At 72.3% G+C, this 1,129-nt stretch carries 1 protein-coding gene and 1 pseudogene; both read right to left on the bottom strand.

All coding sequences use genetic code 11. The features are described 5' to 3' along the window. Positions 1 to 536 (bottom strand): annotated as a pseudogene (locus AC27IQ_RS25210) (hypothetical protein); the annotation flags it as partial. Between the two features lie 205 nt (positions 537 to 741). Beyond that, the coding region (locus AC27IQ_RS25205; RefSeq protein ID WP_487091254.1) for a DMT family transporter at positions 742 to 1,129 on the bottom strand (388 nt) is incomplete at its 5' end.

Here is a 1,129-nt window from a genome sequence, read left to right as displayed (position 1 = left end):
GACTGCAGCCAGGCAGTCAGGTCGCCCTCCAGCAGGAAGCCCGCCGGCCCTTCGCGCCAGAACAGCATGCACGGCGGCAGGCAGGCGGCCACGGCGACGATCACCACCCACAGGTTCAGGCCCGTCGCCTGCCGCACCCCGCGCCACAGCAGGCCGATGGCGAACACGGCGCCGATCGCGCCCAGCCCGGCAGGCAGCGGCCCGGCCGACAGCCACCAGAAGCCGACGGCCGTGACCCCGGCCGCCAGCGCCCCGGCCAGCGGGCCGAACATCACCGTGCACACCGCCGTCACCGTGGGATGGGGCAATTCGGCATACAGGGGGTCGAACGCCCGGGTGAACACCATGATCAGCACGGAGGCCAGGCCCCCGATCAGCCCGGCCTGCACCCGCGTGCGCCGCGATGGCTGCAGCAGTTCCGCGCCGGGCAACAGCGCCAGCACCGCGATCAGCAGAAGGTGCAGCCCGCCGAGGAAGAAGATTTCATAGCCCATCGTGCGGCGCCGAAGGGAGAACACCTTGGCGGCCCATGGCACGGACCCGGACAGGACAATCCATGCGGAAGTGGGGCGCGAGGGGCATGGGCCGAGTTTAGAACGGGTTCATGACCATGGCAGAGCAGCGCCCGCAGGAAAGTGGGCGACCGGGCGCCTCTCTCGGGGTTTTCCGGAAGGCGGACGGGTCGGGGCCGATGGGGCATGCGCGGGTGCGCGGGTGCCCCCCGCCGGCCTTTGCGGTTCGTCAGCCCGCGCCGGTGCGCCGCCGTGGCCCGATCAGCCCGGTGGACAGCATCGTGCCGCACACGATCACCAGCCCGCAGCCCACCATCCACGGCGTGACAGCCTCGTGCAGGAACACCGCACCGTAGAACACCGCGAACACCGGCGCCAGGAAGGTCACCGCCAGCGCCCGGCTGGGCCCGGCATGGGCGATCAGGCGAAAGTACAGGATGTAGGCGATGCCGGTGCACAGCACGGCCAGCGCCACCACCGCGGCCCAGGCGCGCAGGCCGGGCGTCTGCGCGGGCCAGAACCAGATCGCCGGCAGCGCCAGGCCCAGAGTCGCGCCCAGCTGGCTGCCCGTGGCCGTGGCCAGCGGCGGAATGCCCGTGAGGTAGCGGCGCGCGAAG

The sequence above is a fragment of the Acidovorax sp. KPB24-07 genome, from assembly GCF_057543315.1.
Note: the sequence above shows the minus strand (reverse complement) of the source record. Positions and strands in the feature narration are given on the sequence as shown.